Origin of the sequence: Zooshikella sp. RANM57 (genome assembly GCF_050749885.1) — a bacterium.
Classification (GTDB): Bacteria; Pseudomonadota; Gammaproteobacteria; order Pseudomonadales; family Zooshikellaceae; genus Zooshikella.
Genome location: NZ_JBOIUB010000006.1, coordinates 214,506 through 230,355, shown reverse-complemented (window position 1 = coordinate 230,355; position 15,850 = coordinate 214,506). Strand labels below are relative to the sequence as shown.

The window sequence follows — 15,850 nt, the reverse complement described above, 5'->3', positions numbered from 1 at the left end:
TACTGTTCATGTAAGAGAAGGGGGCTATTAGCTGTCTGAATTCCCTTCTCGTATGGCAATCGTTTCACCCATCACTACAGGACAGCCTGCACTTAGCTCTGGTAACCAATGAGCTGCTTGCTCGGGTAATAGTACAATAGCGGTTGAACCTAGCTTAAAGCGTCCAAGCTCATCACCTTTTTCCAGTTGAATGGGCTGGTTGGCGGCCTGGGTGTAGTTTTTTCGTTGAAGTGTTCGTCTCGCTGGGGTTACCAGTCCAGCCCAGACAGTTTCTATACTAGCAACGATCATGGCACCAACTAACACGACAATCATGGGGCCAAAATCGGTTTTAAAGACACAAACTACGCGCTCATTTTTGGAAAATAAATTCGGTAATTCCTCTGTTGTTGCATCGTTAACAGAGAATAAATGCCCTGGAACATAAATCATTTGTTCCAGCTCTCCTGCATAAGGCATATGAACGCGGTGGTAATCCCGAGGAGAAAGATAAATAGTCGCAAAGTGCCCATTATTAAACTGCTGAGCGAGCTCATAGTCACCACCAATCAGCTCACAGAGACTAAAATGATGGCCTTTAGCCTGAAACACCTGACCATGTTCAATGTTGCCAAATTGACTGATTTTGCCATCAGCAGGTGAGACTAAGTGATTGGTATTTTCTGCAATGGGACGAGCCCCTTCCTTTAAAGCTCGGGTAAAAAAATCATTGAAGTGAACATAATCCTTAGGATCAGGATGTGCTGCTTCTGCCATATTGACGTCGTATTTTTTGATAAACCATTTTATAAAAGCCTGATTAAATCGTTGGGAAGGGCTTTCTGCTACCCAATAAGCAGCACGGGATAACAGGTGTTGTGGACATAAGCGTTGTAAAGCAACAAATAGTTTACTATTCACACGATCACTCTCAAAAAACAGTCTAAAACGAAAATAATCAGGATCTTTACCACGAGTGTGGGCTATTGTTCGATGGGGGTGTTTGGATCATTACCCCATTCAGACCAGGAGCCATCATAAGCTTTAAGCTGTTGATAACCTAGTACTTTGGCAACTAAATAGGTAAAACCTGACCGGTGATGTGATTGGCAGTGCGTGATTACATTTTTGTCACGTGTTATGCCCAAGTTGTTTAGGATTTTGCTGGCATCTTCCCGAATTCTTAGCTGCCTGTTTGGATCCATCAATGCGGTCCACTCTAAGTTAATGGCTCCAGGCATATGACCACTACGCAAAGCCAGCTGTTGTTCACCGCGAAATTCTGCGGGAGAACGAGCATCCCAAATCGCCGTATTCTGTTGTTCTAAGTGTGATAGCACATACGCTTTATCGGCACGTGGTTCTGAGTGAAGTGTTAATTGAGGTGCAGTTGGTTGAGGTTGTGAAGGCTCTGTTGATAGGGTTCTTCCTTCAGCTGTCCATGCGATACGGCCCCCATTGAGATAAGAGCTATGAACATGGCCTATACAGTCTAATGTCCAGATAAAACGACCTGCCCAGCCACCACCTTCATCATCATATGCAACGATGTGCTTGTCAGGTTGATAACCAATTTCTGCAAGAATAGCCTCAAGCTTTTTGATATCTGGTAACTTCCCTTTCGCAGGCTCTTCACCACTTTGCAGGGCTGATCCTGGTAAGTGGACTGCACCTGGAATATGCCCTTGTTGATAGTTTTCTGTTGAGGATAAGTCAACAATCAATAAATTAGGGGCTGAAAGCAGTGGCTCAAGCTCCTCTGGCTCAAGTAGTAAAGGGAGATGGCGAAGGGGATTTGTATCAGATAATTGGTTATTTTGTGTGTTACTCATTAGAGACCCATTCTCACACTGGCAAGGTACGTACGTGTTTAGGCTTATTTAGTCATTTTTAAATAGCAACCATGCCATGCAACCGTTGTGCTGGCAACTTTTGGTGACTTTTATATGCGTTTGATTTGGTTTTTTTAACGGGCTTGGCTTCGACCCCGGGTTAAATGTTTTAAAACTCTGGCTGCACCTTTGCAAACTGAGTTGAAATACTTCAGGTCGTTAGTGGTAAGTTCAGTTTGTGAAATACCCAAGTCTGCATAAATCATGGCAATAGGTCGTTTATTGGTGTGTAAAGTGGCCAGTAGAAACATCTGAGTATTGACATGTTGTTTTAACTTGCTTGGGAGTTTAAACCAAATATTGTTGGCTTCTTTTGCATTGACCCATAAAACCTGCTCTTTATTGAGTAGTTGGGTCATGGGGGATTCTGGGGGAAGCTCAAGTAAAAACTTAAGTGGAATATTGTTACTCATGGATATATGAGAAACCAATTTATCTCGCTGCTTATTGGGTAATGCAATAACCACACGCTCAAATCCTAAAGCAACATGTAATACATTAGCGGTTTCTTCCAATAACTGACCCAGGCTTTTATAGAGTTCAGGGTAGCGAGAGAAACGCCCTAGACTCACTTTTACGCTATCGAGATCAATTTTACGTTTAATTTGTGGTGGTTTAGTTGTTGGTGCTTGTTTTACAGACGTTGTGTTTTTTTCTGGCGTCTTACTTGTCTCTGTTGTCGACTGAGAAGCTGGTGGAGACTGCGGCGGTTTTTGGCGTTCACCATCGCTGTTTGGGCGCGCTTTGCCTTGTTGGCTTTTTGTTGTTTGGGTAGGAAGAATGGTTGATTTAGCATTAGCAGTTTGCTGTTTTTCTGTGGGTTGAGCGGTCTTACTCTTCCATAAACCAAATTCATCATCTGCAATTTGAGGTTGCTTGCCAGAAGTGATCTTGCCTTCCTGTTGTACTGATTGGGGGGCCTTTTTCTTAGGGGGAACAGTGGATTGTTTTACACTGTCGCTAGTCTTTGGCGAGGAATCATGCTCTTTTGTTTCGGGGTCAGTCGTTAATACCGAGGAAAAATCTGCTTCAGCAAAAAATATGGTAGCGAGAGGCGCTGGTTTCATCACAGGTAACAGCTGATTGGAAGCACTTAAGGCCTGTTGAAAAGCATCATGTTGTGCCTGAGGGAGAGGTTTATTGGCATAGAAAGCGAGTAGCCTAAGAATACGATTTGTATGTCGGCTTTGCCAAGAAAAGCTGGTTTCCCAACTCAGTTGGTTACAAAGTAATACAGGAAGAGCAGGGCTTGCAAAGGCAATTCTGAGCGAAGGGACATTTTCAAGTTCTTGCCGAAAAGCATCTGCCCGCTGCTGCATTTCGGGTGGCAGTTGCTTGACTCGGGCAAGTTTGGCCCAGAGTGTTGGAGAGGCAGCTAACAAGGGGGAGAGCTGAGACATGGGTAATACGGGTAGCTTCCACTCATTGCTCATGACTAGTTGCAAGATGTCGACAGTACAGCCGAGAACATCACGCTCAGCTTCCTGTCGTTGTTGGTGGTTGAGCCTTACTTGTCGTTCAATTGTGAGCATTATTTCAGGAGCCCACAGCCATAATCCCCAGTAGGTACTGTGAAAAAATAATGCTAACCAAAAAACTTCGTCTGTTTGCTTCTGTTGAACACGAAGCTGGTGCCAGTAACTTGCCTGAAAAGCAGCATGCATACTGCAGGTAATCATGCGGCAGTAAAAACGGTGGTTAACATGATTAGAGTTAAGTGTTAAGGCTGGCATGTTATTTATGAGCGCGGTGAGTTTCTTGACTCCCAGCAAACTCAAGGCTTGCTCAAGATGACGTACAGGGTCTGTTCCTTTTTTTATTTCCCGATTAACTTGTGTGAAAACATGCCAGCAGGCAATAGGACAGCGGCGAAAATGATGGGCGATATCATTGAGTGCAATGCTGGGCTGCTGAATGAACTCAAGTAAATTGGCTTTAATTTGAGCATCAACAGGAAATGGTTCTTTTGTCAGCAGGTTCTGCCAATGTTGAATCCCTTTTGTGGGAGAAGCACTATCCATAAGAAATTTGTCGAATATCAGTTGATGACCTTTACTAGAAAAGAGAACAAGTAATCCAGTTTGTGCCGACAGGTGTTCTCTCATCTGCAAGTATAGCCACAGGATATCGATATATGTTTACAGGCTGGACTTCATAATAATGAAGTTAATGCAAGGGAAGCTCTCGCCAACCAGGCAGGCGATACACAATGTTTAAAATACTAGGCTTTATCATTGTCTTGGGCAGTGTGCTTGGGGGGTATGTCTTATCCCATGGCGAGCTCATGGCATTGTGGCAGCCTTATGAGCTTCTCATTATTGCAGGTGCATCAATTGGTTCTTTCTTTATTGCTAACCCACCCTCCGTATTCACTGCTGTGCTTCGGTCATTTCCCAGCTTGTTATTTGGTAGTCGCTTTAACCAGGCTTACTTTATGGATCTTCTGGGCTTATTGTTTGAGCTGCTTAATAAAAGTCGGCGTGATGGCATGATGGCGATTGAGAGTGATTTAGATGATCCTGCTGGGAGTGCTATTTTTACACGTTACCCTGCTATTTTAAGAGAAGCACATTTAACTGAATTTATTGCAGATTATTTGCGCTTAATGTCTTCAGGCAATATGGCACCTCATGAGCTGGAAAGCCTCTTTGATATGGAGATTGAAACCCGTGCTGAAGAGCTGGGTCGTCCAGGGGTTGCCATGAATAAGGTTGCAGATGCATTGCCAGGTTTTGGTATTGTTGCTGCGGTAATGGGTATCGTGATCACTATGAAAGGGCTAGGTGGTCCTCCTGAAGTGTTGGGTATGCATGTTGCTGCTGCTCTAGTGGGTACGTTTCTGGGGATTTTATTGGCTTATGGTTTTGTTGGGCCTATGGCTCATGCGCTTGAGCATATCAGTCAGGAAGAGGTTAATGCCTACGAGTGTGTAAAAGCCTGTTTGGTTGCATCACTGGGTGGCATGCCGCCCGCACTAGCTGTTGAGTTTGGACGTAAAGCCCTTTATGCACATAGCCGGCCCAGCTTTATGGAACTGGAACAGCATGTTCGCTCCCGCTAAGCAATGTTAAAGGGAGGAATACAATTATGAAACGCGAAGAGTCCATTATCGTTAAGCGGGTTCGAGAGAGTCGTCATGCACATCATGGAGGCTCCTGGAAAATTGCTTTTGCTGACTTCGCAACCGCCATGATGGCTTTCTTCTTAGTGCTATGGTTGTTGGAAAACACAACGGAGGAGCAAAAGATTGAAATTGCGGGTTACTTTCAGGACCCTGTTGCCTGGAGTGAGCGCGCAAGTCCTTATGTGGTTGACTTGGGGGGATCGCCAACCATGGTAGTTGATCAGGGAATGGGCTCACCTATTCAAGACCAAGACCAAACAAGTCGCTTATCAGCAGAGCAAGTCACGACTTTAGCAGAAGAAATTGAAAAGCAGCGTCTGGAAGCGCTCCTTCAGGAGTTGCAGGCACGTGTTGAAGATAATGAAGTGTTAAGGCGTTTTAAAGATAATCTGATTATGGATATAACACCGGAAGGGTTACGTATTCAGGTTGTGGATGATGATAAAAGCTCCATGTTTGATAGTGGTTATTCGCAGCTTAAGTATTATTTTGAGGACGTACTTTTGGAGCTGGCACCGCTGATTAAATCTGTGCCTAACAAAATCAGTATTTCTGGTCATACGGATGCAACGCCTTACAGTAAAAAGGAAGATTTTGGCAACTGGGAACTATCGGCTGCACGAGCAAACAGTGCGCGAAGAACATTAGTTTATGGCGGTATTCCTGAGGAGCAGGTGGCTCAGATAGTAGGGCTTGGTGACTCTAACCTGTTTGACCCTGAGCATCCTTATAATCCTGTTAATCGGCGGATTGATATTTTGATTATGAGTAAGCAAACAGAAACAAAAGTAGAGCGGATGACACAAGCATCACCCAGCCCTCAAAAGCCGCTCTTTGATCAACGTGGAAAGTCAAATATAGATGATGTCCGCCAACGTGCGAGAGCAAACCAGCCAGATGCTGAATCACTCAAGCAGTAGGATGATGAGTTTTGTAGCTAATTAGTTTCCGAGAAGCTTTTAACGATGTGTTCAAAACTGGCGAGCCGGGTAGGACTGATTAAGCCATCAGCCTGGGCTTGTAAAAAAGCACAGCCAGGCTCTTGTTCATGTTGGCAGTCCCTAAATTTACAGTGACCAATCAAAGGTCTTAATTCTCGAAACCCTTCTGCTAGTTCCATTTTGGACATTGGCCATAAGGCAAACTCTCTAATACCGGGAGAATCAATCAGTTTTCCTCCCGTTGGAAAATGAAATAGCTTAGCTGAAGTGGTGGTGTGTGTGCCTTTTCCTGTTTGTTTGGAAAGCTCACCAACACGGGCATCAACATCTGGTAGTAAAGCATTGACTAAGGATGATTTACCTACGCCAGACTGGCCAACAAAGACACTGGTGTGTTGATCAAGTAGCGTTTGTAAGTCATCAAGGCCATGTTCCTGATGCGTTGAGGCCTGAAGGACTCGATAGCCTAACTGTTGATAAGTGGACAGTAACTGTGAAAACGACTCACTGTTCTTGTCATTAAGCAGGTCGGTTTTATTTAGCAGTAATACAGGCTCTATATCTTCTATCTCAGCTGCGACCAGATAACGGTCAATCAGATTAGCGTGAGGTTCAGGAATAGGTGCGATGACAATGACAATAAAGTCGATGTTGGCTGCGACGGGTTTTAGTTGCTGCCGGCTATCTGGGCGGGATAGTAAATTGTGTCGATCTAGACCTGCGACGACAACACCAGAGTTGTCAGCACCTGCTCGCCAAACAACAAAGTCACCAGTGACTAAGGCAGGTAAGTTGGCGCGAAGGTGGCAGCGATACTCATTACCAGGTTGATCAAGTGGTTCAACAGCCAACTGAGTTCCATAGTGGGCAATGATCAAGCCTTGCTGCTCTGGCCCAAGTTCGCCTGATGCTAAGTCTTGCTGGAACTTTTCTTGCTGCTGGTTTGCGCGCTTTGCACGCTCATCTTGAATTTTTTTAATGCGCCAGGATTGGCGGCGGTTAAGGCGACGTTTGGCCATAGGTGGACGGCTTTCTCTCCATAGGCGTTTGCTTTAGCTAATAGTTGCGCATTATCATGAACCGTGGAGTATAGTTCAACTTTATGGGCATTTATATTTAAGCCCAGTGCGATTTATACTGAAGAGAAGTGTTCTTGTTGAAAAAGCTGTAAGCAGACTGCTATGAACTCAGTCATCAGCATGATCAATGGTTATTAAGGTAGGTTAATGGCTAAAGCAGATAATCTCATTTGGATTGATATGGAAATGACGGGGCTGGACCCAGACCTGCATCGTGTCATTGAAATTGCAACGGTAGTGACTGATGACCAGTTAAACGTAATTGCAGAAGGTCCAGTGCTGGTCGTTCATCAACCAGATGATCATCTTAGCTTAATGGATGATTGGTGTGTTCAGCAGCATGGTAGTTCTGGGCTAACCGCAAAAGTTCGCAAGAGTTTGATAACAGAGAAGCAAGCAGAAGCTGAAACGATTGCATTTCTTTCTCAGTATGTAGAGCCTGGCCAATCACCGATGTGTGGTAATACCATTGGTCAGGATCGGCGCTTCCTGTACCGTTATATGCCTGACCTTGAGCGCTTCTTTCACTACCGAAGCATTGATGTAAGTACCTTAAAAGAGCTGGCTCGTCGCTGGAATCCTGCATTGCTTAGTGGTATCAATAAAACGGCCAGTCATCAGGCGTTGGCTGATATTTATGAGTCTATTGATGAGTTACGTTACTATCGAGAGCATTTCATTCAGCCGCCTTTATCAGCTTCACCTGCCAAAACGAAGAAAGCAAAAACAGAATAACATTGAGTCTAAGTTGAGCGTAGGGGGGCTATAGCAAGCCTTTAGATACAGTCTAGCGCTCTTCTTCTTTAGCTGCGTGCTGTTCAAGCGCCCAGGATATATGCTCTTGAACCATTTCATTGGGAAAGTCCAGCCTGCTTTTTAGGGCTGCTATAACCTTTGCTGTTGATGGGGCATTACCTAGGCCCACTGCTAGGTTACGAAGCCATCCTGCATATCCCGTACGTCGTATTGGTGATCCCTCGGTGTAGGTGAGGAACTGTTTCTCTGTCCATAAAAACAAGGTAATAAGTTCACTACAATCAAGCTTGTGCCGTGGTAGAAAGTCGGTTTCTTGCGTTGGTTTGGCAAACTTATTCCAAGGGCATACCAACTGGCAGTCATCACAGCCAAAAACACGGTTGCCAATTTTAGAGCGGAGGGCTTTGGGTATGGCTCCCTTCAACTCTATGGTCAAATACGAAATACATTTACGGGCATCTAACTGGTAAGGACTGACGAATGCATCAGTGGGGCAAATATCCAGGCAGGCCTGGCAGCTTCCACAGTGCTTGGTGGCTTGTGGAGGGTCGGAAGGCAGAGGGAGATTGGTATATAGCTCTCCTAAAAAGAACCACGAACCGGCTTTGCTGTTGAGGACCAATGTGTTTTTTCCAATCCAGCCTAATCCAGCATTTTCTGCAATTGCTTTTTCCAGTACTGGCGCTGAGTCAACAAATGCTCGATAGCCAAAGCTCCCAACTGCGTCTGTTATTTTATTCGCAAGTTTAGCTAGGCGTTTGCGAATGACTTTATGGTAGTCACGGCCTAGGGCATAGCGTGAAATATAAGCTTGAGAAGAATTTTGCAGAACTTTAACAGCTTGGGTATCTCCAGGTAAGTAATCCATTCTGACGGAAATGATGCTGATTGTGCCAGGTACTAATTCATCAGGGCGACTGCGTTTATTGCCGTGGTCTGCCAGGTAGCTCATTTCACCATGGAAGCCATTTGCTAGCCATTTTTTCAAGTAAACTTCATGCTCACTCAGGTCAATACCTGTAATTCCTACATCCTGAAAGCCAAGCTCTCTTGCCCACTGTTTAATCTGCCCAGCCAGCAAGACAAAGTCAGTTTGTTGGGAGGCTGTGTTTGTCATGCTTTCTCACTACTATGTTTTTAGAGGCTGTCGCAAAACTACTGTGCTCCTGACCTTTTGCAACAGCCTCTTTAGCGGGTATAGGGCTTCAGACTGGCAGAAGCGAGTAAATCCTGATTATGAATTTCTTGAGACTCGTAAGATAGGGTGGGACCTATGGCAAACGGCAGTATAACTATCCATTAATGACCACTTGTATAGTGAAAGTGAATATTTACTTATCTGGGGAACCCACATCTTAAGCGAGTGTCAACGTTTTAAGTGCTAGATAAAGACTACAGTCAACGTATAATTGAAACAGTGCTTTCTAGCTACGCTTGGGGGATGCAAACGTATGAACCATAGTTTACCACAGCCACTTTTTACCGCAGAACAGGTTAGAAAATTAGATCATGCGGCCATTACTGGGCAAGGCATTGCTGGCTTTGAGCTAATGATGCGTGCAGGTAAAGCAGCGTATCGCGCTATGATTGCACACTGGCACCTAAGGTCACAGCAGCAACGCTTAATCTCTCAACAACCAGCCTGCAAAATCCAGGTTTTTTGTGGGGGTGGAAATAATGGTGGTGATGGCTATATTGTCGCAGGGCTTGCAGCACAGGCAGGCTTTACTGCAGAAGTCGTCATGGTAGCTCCGAAGGCGAGCTTGAAAGGAGATGCACTTTTAGCCTATGAGTGGTGCCAACAGTTTGACGTTATTTTGACGCCATATGAAGTAGAAACCAAAGTCGATGGTGATATTTTGGTTGATGCGTTGCTTGGAACGGGGTTGTCTGGCGTTGTTCGAGATCCCTATTTAGCAATTATTGAGCATATTAATGCAGTAAACAGACCTGTTTTAGCGATAGATATTCCCTCTGGGTTATGTGCTGATACAGGTTCAGTGCTAGGTGCAGCCATAAAAGCGAGCCTAACAGTCAGTTTTATTGGTATGAAACGAGGGTTACTAACAGGAGTAGCCCCTGATTACTGTGGTGAGCTGATATATGCCAGCTTGAATGTACCTGATCCTGTGTTTGACTGCGTGCCTACGAAAGTTTGGCAGCTGAGTGATCAAACGATAGGTCCTGTGTTATTACCACGTTCTCGGTGTGCTCACAAAGGACTCTTTGGACACTTACTTATTATTGGTGGTGGAGCAGGAATGGCAGGTGCTGTCACCATGGCTGCTGAAGCTGCACTAAGTATGGGGGTTGGGCTGGTTACCGTTGCAACCTTGGCTCATCATGCTGCAGCTATTCAGGCAAGAACCCCTGAGGTAATGGTACATGCTATCGATGACCCTCTACACCTTGAAGCATTATTGGTAGATAAAACGGCGATCGTAATAGGCCCTGGTCTTGGTAAAGATGAGTGGGGCATGGCTGTGCTCAAAACTGCACTTCAAGTTAAGGAGCCCTTATTAGTTGATGCTGATGGCCTTAACCTAATGGCTCAACAGCGTGATACTTTATGCTGTAACAGTAAGCAGCTGCTACTAACACCTCATCCAGGTGAGGCCAGTAGGTTGCTGGGAGAAAGTACACAGTCTGTGCAGCAGGATCGTTTTGCCGCAATTGAGCGTCTTTGTAAGACCTTTCACGCCTCAGTTGTGCTAAAAGGGGCGGGTAGTTTAGTGAGTGATGGTGAGCAGGTATGGGTTTGTCCAGAGGGGAATCCAGGTATGGCCTCTGGTGGTATGGGGGATGTGCTCAGTGGTATGTTAGGTGCTTTTTTAGCTATGGGGCTACCACCTTGTGAAGCAGCAAAACTGGGTGTGTGGTTACATGCAACGGCTGCTGATGTGATTGCTGCTGAGTTTGGAGAGTGGGGGCTTAGAGCGACAGAGCTTATACCTGAAGCTCGCCATCTTTTGAATCAATTAGTCACGGGAAGTGAGGAGCAATGACTTCTGGGCAGACTATTCTGTTAGTAGATGAAGCCGCAACCGTTGCCTTTGGACAGCAGCTCGCCAAAGCAAGTGGTGGCAAGGGTGTTATTTATCTTTATGGGGATTTGGGGGCGGGTAAGACCACGTTATGTAGGGGTGTTTTACAGCAAATGGGGCATGATGGTGCGGTAAAAAGCCCAACATATACTTTAGTAGAACCATATAACTTGGTATCTGGACAGGTTGTTTATCATTTTGACCTTTATCGTTTGGGTGATCCTGAAGAGTTAGAGCTTTTAGGGGGGCGTGAATACTTTAACCAGTCCGCCTTATGCATGATTGAGTGGCCTGAACGCGGGGCTGGTTTTTTGCCCGCTGCAGACCTTAAGCTCACCTTACAGTATCAGCAAGGGGCTCGAACAGTTGAAGTTCTCCCTGCTAGTCAGCATGGTCAAGATATTGCTGCAAAGCTTGTTCATGATAGAAAAGTAAACCATTAGGGGTTCCTGTCATTATGATCAACAGGTTAGTCATGATGTTGGCCTGCGTGAGCTTGTGGCTGGTAAATGTTACTCAGGCCGCTGATATCAAAGGGGTTAGGCTGTGGCGTGCGCCTGATAATACGCGCTTGGTTTTTGATTTATCAGGTCCCATTGACCATAAGATTTTTCAGCTAGAAAACCCTGACCGTCTGGTTATTGACATTAAGCAGGCTGATTTAAAATCAGCATTCAGCGAATTGACGCTCAGCAACACACCCATTAATAAAGTTCGTCATGGCAAGCGTAATGGCCGTGATTTAAGGGTGGTATTGGATTTAAAAACGGCTGTCAGACCACGGAGCTTTGTACTTAAGCCTAATGAGACCTATGGTGATCGACTGGTTATTGATTTGTATGATCGTAATGTCAAACCAGTGGTTAAGTCAGCGCCTCAAGTAGCAATAACATCTTCTGGGCGAGTGGGACGCGACATCGTTATTGCGGTAGATGCAGGACATGGTGGTGATGATCCTGGCGCTATTGGTTATCGTGGTGTTCGTGAGAAAGATGTCGTTCTGCAGATCGCGCGGCGCTTACATCAACTTTTTAGTCGGGAGCCTGGGTTTAAATCATTTCTTATTCGAGAGGGTGATTACTATGTGGGATTACGGCAGCGCACGGTAATTGCTCGTCAACGGCGTGCTGATTTATTTGTGTCAATTCATGCGGATGCCTTTAAGAATCGACGGGCAAATGGTGCTTCTGTCTTTGCACTTTCACAGCGTGGTGCAACCTCTGAGACCGCTCGCTGGCTTGCCAGTCGGGAGAACAGTTCTGACTTAATTGGTGGTGTGGGTAATGTCAGTCTAAGTGATAAAGATGCAACTTTAGCGGGGGTTCTGTTGGACTTATCCATGACAGCAACCCTGACTTCCAGCTTAGAAGCAGGTGGGCAGGTTCTGCGTAACATGGGTCAGATCAGTCGTCTGCACAAACGGCATGTTGAGCAGGCTGGGTTTATGGTGTTGAAATCCCCTGATATTCCATCCATTTTGGTTGAGACGGGGTTCATTACCAACCCGACTGATGGTCAAAAACTGGCAACACGCTCTCATCAAGAAAATTTGGCTCAGGCAGTTTTTAAAGGACTTAAAAGTTATTTTTACCAAGTGCCTCCTGCAAATACCTATGTTGCTCAGCTTAAGCATCGTGGGCCTGTAAATGGTCCAACCCGTTATGTTATCAAGCGAGGCGATACACTATCTGAGATTGCCAGTCGGCATAATGTATCAGTGAGTAGCTTGCGTGCCAGAAATAACCTAAAAGCGGATAGGATTCGTGTAGGACAGATATTACAAATTCCTAACTAAAGCGAACTGGAATAATGTGATTTAAGGTGTTTCAGCGGGTAAAACTGGACAGAGTGCTTTTCACTTTGTCCATTACCCGTTAACCTAAGCGCCCTCCAAACTGAGCTTATACTCCAACTAATATAAAGATGACGCAATAATCATGAAGCGTATAAGTCTGCTAAGTCCACGCTTAGCGAACCAGATTGCTGCAGGTGAAGTCGTTGAGCGTCCTGCTTCGGTAGTTAAAGAACTGGTTGAAAACAGTATTGATGCGGGCGCTACTCGGGTTGATATCGATGTAGAGAGCGGTGGTGTCAAGCTTATCAAGATTCGTGATAATGGTGGGGGTATTTTAAAAGATGACCTTGCCTTAGCACTCAGCCGACATGCGACCAGTAAAATTACTGAACTCGAAGATTTAGAAGCGGTAGCCAGCTTAGGTTTTCGGGGGGAGGCGTTGGCCAGTATCAGCTCGGTGTCTCGATTATTGCTGACCTCTAATACGGAAGGGCAAGAAGAAGCATGGTGTGTGCGAGTTGAAGGGCGCGATATGGAACCCGTTTTATCGCCAGCATCTCATCCCACAGGTACAACGATTGAGGTGCGAGATTTATTTTATAACACACCTGCTCGCCGTAAATTTTTACGAACTGAAAAAACTGAGTTTGGCCATTTAGAAGAAGTGATTAAACGCATAGCGTTAAGTCATTTTGATATTAACTTTCAATTGCGTCATAACCAGCGAGTGATTCATCAACTTCGTGCTGCCCATAGTGCTTTGGAGAAGGACCGGCGGGTGGCTACGGTTTGTGGTCCAGCCTTTCTTGAACAGGCTGTGTGCATAGATGCCCAAGTAGGTGATATGCGTTTGTGGGGTTGGGTTGGGCTGCCAACATTTTCCCGAAGCCAGGCTGATCTTCAATATTTCTTTGTGAATGGCCGAGTCATTCGTGACAAGCTGGTTAGTCATGCCGTTCGCCAAGCTTACCGTGATGTGCTTTATAACGGTCGGCATCCTGCATTTGTACTTTATTTAGAGCTTGATCCTGCCGGGGTGGATGTCAATGTGCATCCAACTAAGCATGAAGTACGCTTTCGTGATAGTCGTGCTGTACATAACTTTCTGTTTAGTCAATTGCATCATGCCTTAGCTGAAGTGAGTCCTGAGCATCACTTAATATCGCAAAATTTAGCTGAAAAAAATCAACAAACTCAGGCCGTGGATAATAGTACTTCTGGTGTGTTTACGGGGCAGCAGGCGATAGACTGGTCTCAAAATCGCGAACACTCAAATGGGGCTGTATCAGATAAGACTGAAAAGCCTTCCATTTTCCACACTGAACATACTCCAGTGCAGTATGCTTCAACACCTACCAAGCACTCATCAGGTTTAGCTTCTAAGCGCTGGGAGCAAGATGCTTCACCTTCTACCCAGCAGGTTAGTGAGCAAATAGCAGGTTGGCAGCGCTTGGATAACAGTGCTGAGGAGGTTTGGCATGAGCTACAGAATAAAGAAGTAGCTCATGGAGAAATTCCACCACTAGGATTTGCCACTGCACAGCTGAAAGGCGTGTATATCCTGGCTGAAAATGAGCATGGTCTGGTATTGGTTGATATGCATGCAGCCCATGAGCGAATCACCTATGAGCGAATGAAGCAGGCGTACACGGGTGAAGGTATCAAGACCCAACCTTTACTGGTCCCTGAATCTATAGCTATCAGCCAGCGCGAGGCGGACTGTGCAGAAGAGCATAAAGCACTCTTTAACGCCCTGGGTTTTCAGGTGGCTAGAATGGGACCAGAAACACTCGTGATTCGGGAAATACCCGCTATTTTAGGTAAACAAAATGTAAAACCATTGGTTACAGCTGTGCTAAGTGACCTACTGGAGTATGGTACTAGTGACCGGATTCAAGCGCATACCAATGAAATACTTGCCACCATGGCTTGTCATGGTTCAGTGAGAGCTAATCGGAAACTGACCGTTGCAGAGATGAATGCATTACTTCGAGATATGGAGAGAACCGAACGGAGTGGGCAGTGTAATCATGGCCGTCCTACCTGGACACAGTTGACGATGGCAGAACTAGATAAGTTATTTCTACGAGGTCGTTAAATGAGTAGTAAGCAGCGACCACTGGCTATTTGCCTGACGGGACCTACCGCATCAGGTAAAACTGATTTAGCACTTTGTTTGGCTGAGCACTTCCCCTGTGAGTTGATCAGTGTGGATTCAGCAATGGTGTATCGCGGTATGGATATTGGTACTGCAAAGCCAGATTCCGTAACATTAGCAAAATATCCACACCACCTGGTTGATATTTTAGATCCTACTGAACCTTATTCTGCTGCAGACTTTGCAGAGGATGCATTACAGTTGATGGCAGAGGTAAGCAAAAATGGAAAAATACCACTCTTAGTGGGTGGAACTATGTTATATTACAAAGTTCTGTTTGAGGGTATTGCGACTGAATTGCCATCTGCGGATGAATCCATCCGAGCGCAAATTTTAAGTGATGCAGCAAAATTAGGTTGGCCTGCATTGCATCAGCGACTGGCTTCATTTGATCCTGAGTCAGCGCAGCGAATTCACCCAAATGACCCTCAGCGCATGCAACGTGCGCTTGAAGTGTATCTGCTGACGGGCAAAACACTCACTCAGTATCACCTTGAGCAACAAGAAGCTCACGACTTTCCTTATCGTACACTGAAGTTGGCCATTGCACCTGTTGAGCGTGCAGTGTTGCACCAGCGCATAGCTGATCGTTTTCAGCAGATGTTAACGCTAGGTTTTATTGATGAAGTGGCGGCATTAAAACAGCGCGCTGATTTATCAAAAAAGCTCCCAAGTATGCGTGCTGTTGGTTACAGGCAGGTATGGGATTACTTGGATGGGGAACTGAGTTACGAGGAAATGATCGAAAAGGGAGTGATTGCAACCCGACAACTGGCAAAACGTCAATTTACCTGGTTAAGGCGCTGGGAAAATTTGACCTGGTTGGACTCTTTGGCAACAGATGCGGAATATACGGCCTTGAAAATAGTAGAGCAGGAACTTATATAGGGTTTGGCTCACAAATTTCAGCTATCATGTGGCTGATTTTGGCTGTGCACACTATGGTTTTAATGGTACATGCTGGCTTTCAGTATGATCACCATTTTGCCGCTGTAGATTGATTACTGTGTTGACCTCATCTTACTGCTAATCAAACTGACTTGGCGGATTCTTTGTAGTAAGCACTTTTTTTATTTTTTTTT

The 15,850-nt window shown here is 45.4% G+C and carries 13 protein-coding genes; 8 read left to right on the top strand and 5 right to left on the bottom strand.

Features of this window, described 5'->3' with window-relative positions; translation table 11 throughout:
- Nucleotides 1–27: 27 nt before the first annotated feature.
- From asd to ACQ96U_RS14455, 3 genes are all read right to left on the bottom strand, one after another.
- Nucleotides 28–900 carry an archaetidylserine decarboxylase gene (gene asd, locus ACQ96U_RS14465; RefSeq protein ID WP_431721980.1) on the bottom strand — a complete coding sequence of 291 codons (873 nt, stop codon included), beginning with the start codon at nucleotides 898–900 and terminating at the stop codon, nucleotides 28–30.
- Between the two features lie 62 nt (nucleotides 901–962).
- Nucleotides 963–1,811, bottom strand: coding sequence for a sulfurtransferase (locus ACQ96U_RS14460; protein ID WP_431721979.1), 849 nt, complete (start codon nucleotides 1,809–1,811; stop codon nucleotides 963–965).
- A 134-nt stretch (nucleotides 1,812–1,945) separates the two neighbouring features.
- The gene (locus ACQ96U_RS14455) at nucleotides 1,946–3,976 is read right to left on the bottom strand and encodes an HDOD domain-containing protein (protein WP_431721978.1); all 2,031 of its coding nucleotides are present in this window, start codon (nucleotides 3,974–3,976) and stop codon (nucleotides 1,946–1,948) included.
- A gap of 104 nt (nucleotides 3,977–4,080) precedes the next feature.
- Here ACQ96U_RS14455 and motA point away from each other — a divergent pair, with 104 nt between their 5' ends.
- Both motA and motB read left to right on the top strand, forming a co-directional pair.
- Nucleotides 4,081–4,932 (top strand): flagellar motor stator protein MotA, encoded by an 852-nt coding sequence (gene motA, locus ACQ96U_RS14450; RefSeq protein ID WP_431721977.1) that lies wholly within the window; start codon nucleotides 4,081–4,083, stop codon nucleotides 4,930–4,932.
- Between the two features lie 26 nt (nucleotides 4,933–4,958).
- The gene (motB, locus tag ACQ96U_RS14445; RefSeq protein WP_431721976.1) at nucleotides 4,959–5,915 is read left to right on the top strand and encodes a flagellar motor protein MotB; all 957 of its coding nucleotides are present in this window, start codon (nucleotides 4,959–4,961) and stop codon (nucleotides 5,913–5,915) included.
- Nucleotides 5,916–5,932: 17 nt separating this feature from the next.
- Here the strand turns inward: motB and rsgA are convergent, their stop codons facing one another.
- Nucleotides 5,933–6,955 carry a small ribosomal subunit biogenesis GTPase RsgA gene (gene rsgA, locus ACQ96U_RS14440; protein WP_431721975.1) on the bottom strand — a complete coding sequence of 341 codons (1,023 nt, stop codon included), beginning with the start codon at nucleotides 6,953–6,955 and terminating at the stop codon, nucleotides 5,933–5,935.
- A gap of 207 nt (nucleotides 6,956–7,162) precedes the next feature.
- On the opposite strand from rsgA, the gene orn reads away from it, so the two are divergent.
- Nucleotides 7,163–7,750, top strand: a complete 588-nt coding sequence (orn, locus tag ACQ96U_RS14435; protein ID WP_431721974.1) for an oligoribonuclease — start codon at nucleotides 7,163–7,165, stop codon at nucleotides 7,748–7,750.
- 52 nt (nucleotides 7,751–7,802) lie between these two features.
- Here orn and queG read toward each other — a convergent pair whose 3' ends face one another.
- Entirely contained in the window at nucleotides 7,803–8,888 is a 1,086-nt protein-coding gene (gene queG, locus ACQ96U_RS14430) for a tRNA epoxyqueuosine(34) reductase QueG (protein WP_431721973.1), read from the bottom strand.
- A gap of 334 nt (nucleotides 8,889–9,222) precedes the next feature.
- On the opposite strand from queG, the gene ACQ96U_RS14425 reads away from it, so the two are divergent.
- The 5 genes from ACQ96U_RS14425 (at nucleotide 9,223) to miaA (ending at nucleotide 15,656) form a co-directional block, all read left to right on the top strand.
- Nucleotides 9,223–10,776: an NAD(P)H-hydrate dehydratase gene (locus ACQ96U_RS14425; RefSeq protein WP_431721972.1), complete on the top strand. Its 1,554-nt coding sequence runs from the start codon at nucleotides 9,223–9,225 to the stop codon at nucleotides 10,774–10,776.
- Complete coding sequence (tsaE, locus tag ACQ96U_RS14420; protein WP_431721971.1) at nucleotides 10,773–11,258, top strand: tRNA (adenosine(37)-N6)-threonylcarbamoyltransferase complex ATPase subunit type 1 TsaE; 486 nt, start codon at nucleotides 10,773–10,775, stop codon at nucleotides 11,256–11,258. Before ACQ96U_RS14425 ends, tsaE begins: the two co-directional genes overlap by 4 nt.
- Before the next feature lie 14 nt (nucleotides 11,259–11,272).
- Nucleotides 11,273–12,610 (top strand): N-acetylmuramoyl-L-alanine amidase, encoded by a 1,338-nt coding sequence (locus tag ACQ96U_RS14415; protein WP_431721970.1) that lies wholly within the window; start codon nucleotides 11,273–11,275, stop codon nucleotides 12,608–12,610.
- Between the two features lie 142 nt (nucleotides 12,611–12,752).
- On the top strand, nucleotides 12,753–14,708 hold the full coding sequence (gene mutL, locus ACQ96U_RS14410) for a DNA mismatch repair endonuclease MutL (protein WP_431721969.1): 1,956 nt from the start codon (nucleotides 12,753–12,755) through the stop codon (nucleotides 14,706–14,708).
- Complete coding sequence (miaA, locus tag ACQ96U_RS14405; RefSeq protein WP_431721968.1) at nucleotides 14,709–15,656, top strand: tRNA (adenosine(37)-N6)-dimethylallyltransferase MiaA; 948 nt, start codon at nucleotides 14,709–14,711, stop codon at nucleotides 15,654–15,656.
- Nucleotides 15,657–15,850 lie beyond the last annotated feature (194 nt).

Coding starts and splice junctions, on each gene's coding strand:
- ACQ96U_RS14460 (WP_431721979.1), bottom strand. CDS start 1,811: ATGAGTAACACACAAAATAACCAATTATCTGATACAAATCCCCTTCGC.
- ACQ96U_RS14455 (WP_431721978.1), bottom strand. CDS start 3,976: ATGAGAGAACACCTGTCGGCACAAACTGGATTACTTGTTCTCTTTTCT.
- motA (WP_431721977.1), top strand. CDS start 4,081: ATGTTTAAAATACTAGGCTTTATCATTGTCTTGGGCAGTGTGCTTGGG.
- motB (WP_431721976.1), top strand. CDS start 4,959: ATGAAACGCGAAGAGTCCATTATCGTTAAGCGGGTTCGAGAGAGTCGT.
- rsgA (WP_431721975.1), bottom strand. CDS start 6,955: ATGGCCAAACGTCGCCTTAACCGCCGCCAATCCTGGCGCATTAAAAAA.
- orn (WP_431721974.1), top strand. CDS start 7,163: ATGGCTAAAGCAGATAATCTCATTTGGATTGATATGGAAATGACGGGG.
- queG (WP_431721973.1), bottom strand. CDS start 8,888: ATGACAAACACAGCCTCCCAACAAACTGACTTTGTCTTGCTGGCTGGG.
- ACQ96U_RS14425 (WP_431721972.1), top strand. CDS start 9,223: ATGAACCATAGTTTACCACAGCCACTTTTTACCGCAGAACAGGTTAGA.
- tsaE (WP_431721971.1), top strand. CDS start 10,773: ATGACTTCTGGGCAGACTATTCTGTTAGTAGATGAAGCCGCAACCGTT.
- ACQ96U_RS14415 (WP_431721970.1), top strand. CDS start 11,273: ATGATCAACAGGTTAGTCATGATGTTGGCCTGCGTGAGCTTGTGGCTG.
- mutL (WP_431721969.1), top strand. CDS start 12,753: ATGAAGCGTATAAGTCTGCTAAGTCCACGCTTAGCGAACCAGATTGCT.
- miaA (WP_431721968.1), top strand. CDS start 14,709: ATGAGTAGTAAGCAGCGACCACTGGCTATTTGCCTGACGGGACCTACC.